Annotated in this window: 3 protein-coding genes and 3 pseudogenes; 1 reads left to right on the top strand and 5 read right to left on the bottom strand. The window is 42.5% G+C overall.

Annotated elements, in window-relative coordinates:
- Together L1D47_RS01905 and L1D47_RS01900 are read right to left on the bottom strand one after the other, a co-directional pair.
- Positions 1 to 957, bottom strand: a pseudogene (locus L1D47_RS01905) (IS66 family transposase); the annotation flags it as partial.
- A 4-nt stretch (positions 958 to 961) separates the two neighbouring features.
- Positions 962 to 1,699 (bottom strand): annotated as a pseudogene (locus L1D47_RS01900) (IS66 family transposase); the annotation flags it as partial.
- A gap of 1,210 nt (positions 1,700 to 2,909) precedes the next feature.
- Here L1D47_RS01900 and L1D47_RS01895 point away from each other — a divergent pair.
- A pseudogene (locus L1D47_RS01895) lies at positions 2,910 to 3,116 on the top strand (transposase domain-containing protein); the annotation flags it as partial.
- Positions 3,117 to 3,139: 23 nt separating this feature from the next.
- On the opposite strand, the gene L1D47_RS01890 reads toward L1D47_RS01895, so the two are convergent.
- The 3 genes from L1D47_RS01890 to L1D47_RS01880 are packed head-to-tail and all read right to left on the bottom strand — an operon-like array spanning position 3,140 to position 7,378.
- Positions 3,140 to 3,439: a TapY2 family type IVa secretion system protein gene (locus L1D47_RS01890; protein WP_239882329.1), complete on the bottom strand. Its 300-nt coding sequence runs from the start codon at positions 3,437 to 3,439 to the stop codon at positions 3,140 to 3,142.
- Positions 3,436 to 3,834: a type IV pilin protein gene (locus tag L1D47_RS01885; protein WP_239882328.1), complete on the bottom strand. Its 399-nt coding sequence runs from the start codon at positions 3,832 to 3,834 to the stop codon at positions 3,436 to 3,438. Before L1D47_RS01885 ends, L1D47_RS01890 begins: the two co-directional genes overlap by 4 nt.
- Before the next feature lie 7 nt (positions 3,835 to 3,841).
- Positions 3,842 to 7,378: a PilC/PilY family type IV pilus protein gene (locus L1D47_RS01880; RefSeq protein WP_239882327.1), complete on the bottom strand. Its 3,537-nt coding sequence runs from the start codon at positions 7,376 to 7,378 to the stop codon at positions 3,842 to 3,844.
- Between the last annotated feature and the right edge of the window lies 1 nt (position 7,379).

The raw sequence follows: 7,379 nt of genomic DNA, 5'->3' as shown, positions 1-7,379 counted from the left end.
CTTAAGTGACAACTGCTCAAGGCAGTACATCAAGTAATCGAAGGGCGTCAACCCATTCGCCTTGGCGGTTTCGATCACACTGTACAGTATGGCACTCGCGTTCGCACCATTGGCCGTATTGGCAAATAGCCAGTTCTTCCGCCCAATGACGAACGGTTTTATCGCTCTCTCGGCGCGATTATTGTCAATATTGACCCGCCCATCTTCAAGATAGCGGTTCAGATTGGRCCATTGATTTAAGCTATAGGTGATAGCTTTCCCTAAACTGCTTTTTGGAGGAACATGCAGTTGGGATTTTTCTAACCAACGATGCAACTCATSCAGTAAGGGTTTACTGTGAAGTTGGCGTTGTTGCCTTCGCACTTCAGAGCTTGCGCCTTTATTTAGAGTTTCGATTCGGTAGAGTTTTTGAATCTGGTTCAGTGCCCAGTTAGCCTTGCCGGTTTTCCCTTTCGGCTGAGCGATTTCTGCCTCTTTAAATTTGCGTCGGGCATGCGCCCAACAACCCGCTAGCGTTGCTTCTGTTTTTCCATAACCCGCATAACCATCGACTTGCAGGTAGCCGTCAAAGCCATCCAAAAAATCAACCGCACATTGCCCAGCACGGCTCGATTGATAGTCGTACAGCACGATATTGGGTATGCCATGAGTGTTAGGAGCATCTGTGCCTGTGGCGTACAGCCACATGTAGCAGGTCGCTTTATCTTCTTTGAGGACATTAAGTGTAGTTTCATCTGCTTGGATTACGGCCTGTTGCAGCAAGGTTTCACGTAATTTATCAACTAGCGGTTGCAACAGTTCACTGCATTTCATCATCCAGTCGGCCATCGTTTTACGACTCAACTCGATACCATATTGCTGGAACATGCTCTCCTGACGATACAGGGGTAAGCCATATTGGTACTTACTGGTGATGATTTGGCTGAGTAAAGACCCCGTGGCAATGCCTTTAGGGATGNTTGAGGACATTAAGTGTAGTTTCATCTGCTTGGATTACGGCCTGTTGCAGCAAGGTTTCACGTAATTTATCAACTAGCGGTTGCAACAGTTCACTGCATTTCATCATCCAGTCGGCCATCGTTTTACGACTCAACTCGATACCATATTGCTGGAACATGCTCTCCTGACGATACAGGGGTAAGCCATATTGGTACTTACTGGTGATGATTTGGCTGAGTAAAGACCCCGTGGCAATGCCTTTAGGGATGGGGCTGGCCGGCACGGGAGCAATGTGAATTTTCACTTGTGTGCTGTGCTTGTCACAAGCACGACAGCTGTATTTAAGTCGAACGTGTTCAATGACTTTTACTCGAGCAGGGATAAACTCGAGTTTCTCGCTTTTTTCTTCACCCATTTGATGTAAATCACCGCCACAGCAGTCGCAAATTTTATCAGCGGCACTAATGTCATGGGTAACCACTTCACGAGGCAAATCGGCGGGCAGTGGTTGTCGTTTTGGCTTTTCACGAGCGAGGTCGACGTCTTGACAAACTTCATCAGGTTCAAGTTTTTCAGCTTCTACTTCGGCTTCATTAAACAGCTCACCTTGACCGGGATGGCCCTCGGCACTTTTGCCGAACTGCTTTTGTTGAGCTAAGCGAAATTGCTCTTCCAAATGCAGCAGTTTACTCTGCTGTTGCAGAATGATTTTCTTCAGTAACTCCGGATCATCCGGGAGATTTTCATGACTAAACTCCATGTGACTATTATCGGGGGTTTTATCAGTAACCGCTTGTGTTTATTTAGATTAATTGGTGATCAATAAACCCTGCTTATGATCACAGGTTATAAGTCATGATAGTGATAACAGAGTRCGGGATGTGCATGAGGCTGGGTGAGTGGTAAACCCGCGATTAACCAATCGAGTTGCTGTGGTGTGATACGCAGACTGAGTTGTTCATCTTCTATTCCGGGCCACTTAAAGGTGTTTTGTTCCAGTCGTTTGTAATGTAGCCAAAATCCATTACTGGCCCATTGCAAAATCTTCAATTTATTGCGCTGTCGATTACAGAAAACAAACAAGTGCCCATTACAGGGCTCTTGTCGCAAGCTATAAGCAACAATGTTACTCAAACCATCTATCGACTTGCGCATATCAGTGATGCCGCATATCAAAGTGACATCAAGCCGGGTACTGTTATTAAAAAATCTTCAATTTATTGCGCTGTCGATTACAGAAAACAAACAAGTGCCCATTACAGGGCTCTTGTCGCAAGCTATAAGCAACAATGTTACTCAAACCATCTATCGACTTGCGCATATCAGTGATGCCGCATATCAAAGTGACATCAAGCCGGGTACTGTTATTAAACATATTGTCCTCCTATAAATCAGAAGAACAATGATGGTGGCTGATAGCTAAAATATGAAGGTGCAGTTTGTCGGACGCTTACTGCTAAACGCTAGGTGGGATCACCGGACGCTTACGTTCATCTTCTATTCCGGGCCACTTAAAGGTGTTTTGTTCCAGTCGTTTGTAATGTAGCCAAAATCCATTACTGGCCCATTGCAAAATCTTCAATTTATTGCGCTGTCGATTACAGAAAACAAACAAGTGCCCATTACAGGGCTCTTGTCGCAAGCTATAAGCAACAATGTTACTCAAACCATCTATCGACTTGCGCATATCAGTGATGCCGCATATCAAAGTGACATCAAGCCGGGTACTGTTATTAANAAATCTTCAATTTATTGCGCTGTCGATTACAGAAAACAAACAAGTGCCCATTACAGGGCTCTTGTCGCAAGCTATAAGCAACAATGTTACTCAAACCATCTATCGACTTGCGCATATCAGTGATGCCGCATATCAAAGTGACATCAAGCCGGGTACTGTTATTAAACATATTGTCCTCCTATAAATCAGAAGAACAATGATGGTGGCTGATAGCTAAAATATGAAGGTGCAGTTTGTCGGACGCTTACGCAGAAAAAACTGGTTGTTTAGCCAGACTGCCACCGGCGCTAACGCGAGTGCTATCCTCTACAGCATCATTGAAACGGCCAAGGCTAACGACCTCAATGTGTTCGAGTATGTCATGGTTAGCCTAGAGCAGCTCAGCAAACCCGAAGTCGATATCGAGCAGCTACTACCATGGCAGTTTGCTAAACGCTAGGTGGGATCACTGGACGCTTACATTTATCTTAATGTTTGCTTATCTAAACGCTTTGCCTTTTCTCCAGAGAATTCCTGACTCAGAGGAACACATTCTTCAACGCTTTTAATGAAGTATTTTTTACCCTTATTATCGGTCAATTGCTTCCCTGGCAAACTAGCAACCCTTAGCCTGACGTCCTTATCATCCCAGCGATAAAAAACAACCTGTTCACCTTTCTTGGTACTATTGATAAAGCACTTATAATCCTGTTTAGCAGCCAATACAGAAGTAGTCGAAATTACCGCTACAACACCAAATAAAACTACACTTAGCTTATTCATTTCCAACACTCCGCTGAAGGTCCCTTAACGCCTGCCGATGTCATGGTAATGGTTCCACAAGTAGTATCTCTGCTAGCCTGAGAACCTTTTGCCATTGCAGTAATAGTGAACGAGCTAGTACCAGCAGATGCCACACTGTAGTGACCATGCTCAGTAACAAACGGATTTGCACCTAAGCCTAATTTTGTCATATCCGTCGCATAAGCACGATTATCTAAATAATATTGCTCCTGTAAATTCGCCACACGCATTACTGCTGCAACCCCCTCAGAGCGAGCACTCTTGGTGATGTAGTCTATGTAAGAGGGGTAGGCAATTGCCGCTAATATCGCGACAATCGCTACCGTTATCATGACTTCTATCAAGGTAAAACCTACTAGTTGACTCTTCTTCATCAAAACACTACTCATCTATATGGTAATAAATTTTATTTACACCCAAACCCGAACCCAATTCTATGGTTCCTTTACATTCTCCGTTCTCACACTCACCTTTACCAATACCAATAATATAGGCTTTCGATTCATCCCCCTCCTGCTCAGGGGCTGGCACTACTATTTGTGGCGTATCGGGAACCCGCTCACCCAAATCAAAATAAAGCTCGTTATATGTTCGCGCTCCTTTATGCAAATCAAACACATACAACCTTCCTTTACCTGAGACACCGCAGATACCTTGTTCAAGATTCTCAACCGAGGTAGAGGGTGGAATGAAAGACGTAAAATAAACTTTACCATCAAAAATTAACGAACCAGCTAAAGACTTTTCACCGACTCCAGAAAAATGATAGAACCATCCATTTTTAGTACCGAATAGAATATTTTCAGCCTTGTTATCTGGAGATGGCGGTGTAGACGTCACATCATATAAGTCACTTATTTCAATGGTATCAGGCGCAGCAACCTCGTTGAAATTAGTTGTAACAACGGTTCTATCTTGTAAGACAAAAAAAGTATCTTGCGTCAGTTTATCTAGTGGATGTGCTCTATTTCCAGAGCCTATGGTTACCGCATCATAGGGAATCCTCTGGGATGTCTCGATGGTTTCCCCCTCTACAGTAACCTCACTGATATTTGTAAAAGTTGTTTGAGCAACAACTGGCTCATTGAAAAACATTCGTTGTGAGCCACCTTCCAAGCTTGCGAACTTAAAAACGCTCCAAGAGGATTGAGCTGAGGTAGGTAGATCTATCCGCCAAATATTAGCACTCACATCAGATGCATAAATCCTATCTGTTACGCCGTCATTATTACTGTCCAAAATGGCCACTTTATTAGGAATACTGTCCATCCCAACAGCAGATATCTTCTTAATCAGAGTTCCTGATTCGGCATCAACTATATAAACCGCATTTCCAAGATCGGAAGCGTCATCAAACCCACCACCAAAAATCAATACAGGTTTCGTGTCACCATCAGCCATAGGAATAGATGTAACCACAGGTTCAGACCAAGTCTGCCCCAACTCCCAAAATACACCCTCCGCCTTTATTTGCCACATGAACTTTGGATTATCAGGATTACTTACATCCAATGCGTAGTAAGATTTTCCTCCACGACGCATCCCCATGTATACCCAAGCGGTTTCAATCTGACCATCAGCTTTCAATTTAGTGTATGCCACTGGAGATGAATCCATTCCGTAAACACTATGATCTCCAGTCTCAATGTTTGCCTTTAATATTGGGATATTTTTCATTAATTCGGGAGGTATATATGCCCAAGTCTCCTCCACCTTACCACTATCAAAGTCATCACTACCTTTATCGTAGTCTCTAAACATGTGTACAAGGCCCTGATTTGTCCCCAAAATTATTCGAACATCTGGCGTTGATTTTGTACCAAAATTCAAAGCTAATGGCTTAGAATGCAAAGGATCACCCATAATATCAGCTCTTCCTTCGGCAAAATTATTGTCTCCATCATCATCATCTACATCTAAACCATAAATCCAATCAACATGGGATTTCACATTAACACTATCGGCAGGATCGAAACCAAACAGAGGAGCAACTGATGCATTTGATTGATTTTTCAATTCAGACTGATAAAGATTTTCAGAGGTACCAACGAAAATACGTCTACTTAATAAGCCAGTAGAGCTGTCTTGTAGAGACTCAATTGCCCCCCCTTGTTTTACTTTATTACCATCAGGACCACTCTCACATTTACTCCAAAATGTACAAGTTTTCGGACTAATATTTCCTGTATCGTCCACAACAGGCGATAATTTACCAGGCTTAACCAGCACCCCGTCCCCTGTCACTTTTAGTTTTTTCAAGTTGCCTGCCCAGCGGGGACCTTTCGATGGTAAAAACATGGCGTAATAAGCTGAATTAAACGTCTGGGTCTTATCGAAATTATTACTTGCAATGCTTGGCGAGGTATAACTTGAATCAATAGATAAGATTGTTTTTAAAATATTATTAAACGCCTCGGTGAGATCTAAATCTGAGTTTGCCTCATAATAACCACCACCTTCAATATTTCCCCCACGCTTTGCAGCCTCCAATAATAATGGCGCTGCATTCTGCGCCCCTTCAGAGAAGCCTATTGTATACAGCCTCGCACTCTGCTGATTATCATTACCAGTACTGTCTAGATTTCCCTTTACGAGATCATTGTTATACATATAGCTAGCTAATGCAGGTAAATAACTGATTGATCTATTACCAAACTCATCTAAATATTCGAATGGTGAATAATCTGCTGTCTTGTTCTCTGCGGCATCCGTTAAAGCCTTAATACGACCATCAGCAAAATGATCAACCGTTGGCTCACCATCAGTCATGTAAATTATATAGGCCATTTCTGGACAAGTTTTAAAAGGCGAAATATAAGAACCGTTAGACTCCACTAAAGGATCTCTAAGGGGGGATGAAACATAATTGGAGGGTATCGCTTTATTTCCAGTATTCGAATCTTTATCGCCAAAAACAACTGTACCACCAGATAGATACTGATGTGCTTCAAACAGTGTTTCACATAAAGGGGTGTTTGTTTCCGCCGGCATACCATCAATTAGTGTAAATAAAGCACTCTGGTTAGCGTCTGTCATTTGCGTAATGCCTGAAACTATACGCCCTCCATCTCGCATACCTTCATCGACAAAATCAGCATCATTATTTGGATCATTTTCGGACAAAGCATGTGAATTTAGGTTAAATACAGCCAATCCAACTTCAATATCCGCCCCTAAGGTCTCCAAAGCGGACTTCAATGCATTTTTGGCAGTATTTAAACGAGTATCAACATTTGTTGGAGGCGGCGTACCATTTACAACTTGCCCTGTTACCCATTGATACCAAATTAGGTAATCAGAAGTATAAAGCGTGATAGGCTGTCCCTCACCGAATTTAGTCGCATTGGAATCGGCAACATTACTAGAGTACATTGATGCTTTATCAACCGGAAATCCGTCTTTCTCCCCGGTCGCATTTAGCTTATTCTCTTTTCGAATATCAGCCAGACAGTCAAATTTGTTATCGTTTAAACCATTGTTATCAGCTACTTCTTCCCAACTTTTCTTTCTAAACTCTCTGATATACCCCGTATAACGACCTTTTTCCTCTAAAATTTTCCAACTTTCTGCACAACCATTACTGGCCACATTAAATCGGCGAGACTCATTGGGCTTTAGAGGCGTTGCCGCCGAATTTGTATTATCTATCCCTCCACGGTTCCAATATATCGCCTTCTCATTAATAAAACCCGAATAATCAAACCCATCAGGAGCCCAATCTGGCGAATATGCACCCGATGTATTTTCTTCAATAGTGCTCATACTATAAGAGTTATCGAACACGATAAGCACCTTAGGTATGCGATCCGATTTAGAACTAGTATCAACTAAATAAAGTTCAGTATCATCAGCATGAGAAATTGCAGAGGCTCCAACTAAGGCAAACAAACCTGAACACAATAAACGTTTAGCAAACATG

It is taken from the genome of Shewanella sp. Isolate7, assembly GCF_022398425.1.
GTDB lineage: Bacteria > Pseudomonadota > Gammaproteobacteria > Enterobacterales > Shewanellaceae > Shewanella.
The sequence above is the reverse complement of the archived record's forward strand: the minus strand, read 5'-3'. Positions and strand labels throughout refer to the sequence as shown.

Coding starts and splice junctions, on each gene's coding strand:
- L1D47_RS01890 (WP_239882329.1), bottom strand. CDS start 3,439: ATGAATAAGCTAAGTGTAGTTTTATTTGGTGTTGTAGCGGTAATTTCG.
- L1D47_RS01880 (WP_239882327.1), bottom strand. CDS start 7,378: ATGTTTGCTAAACGTTTATTGTGTTCAGGTTTGTTTGCCTTAGTTGGA.
- L1D47_RS01885 (WP_239882328.1), bottom strand. CDS start 3,834: ATGAAGAAGAGTCAACTAGTAGGTTTTACCTTGATAGAAGTCATGATA.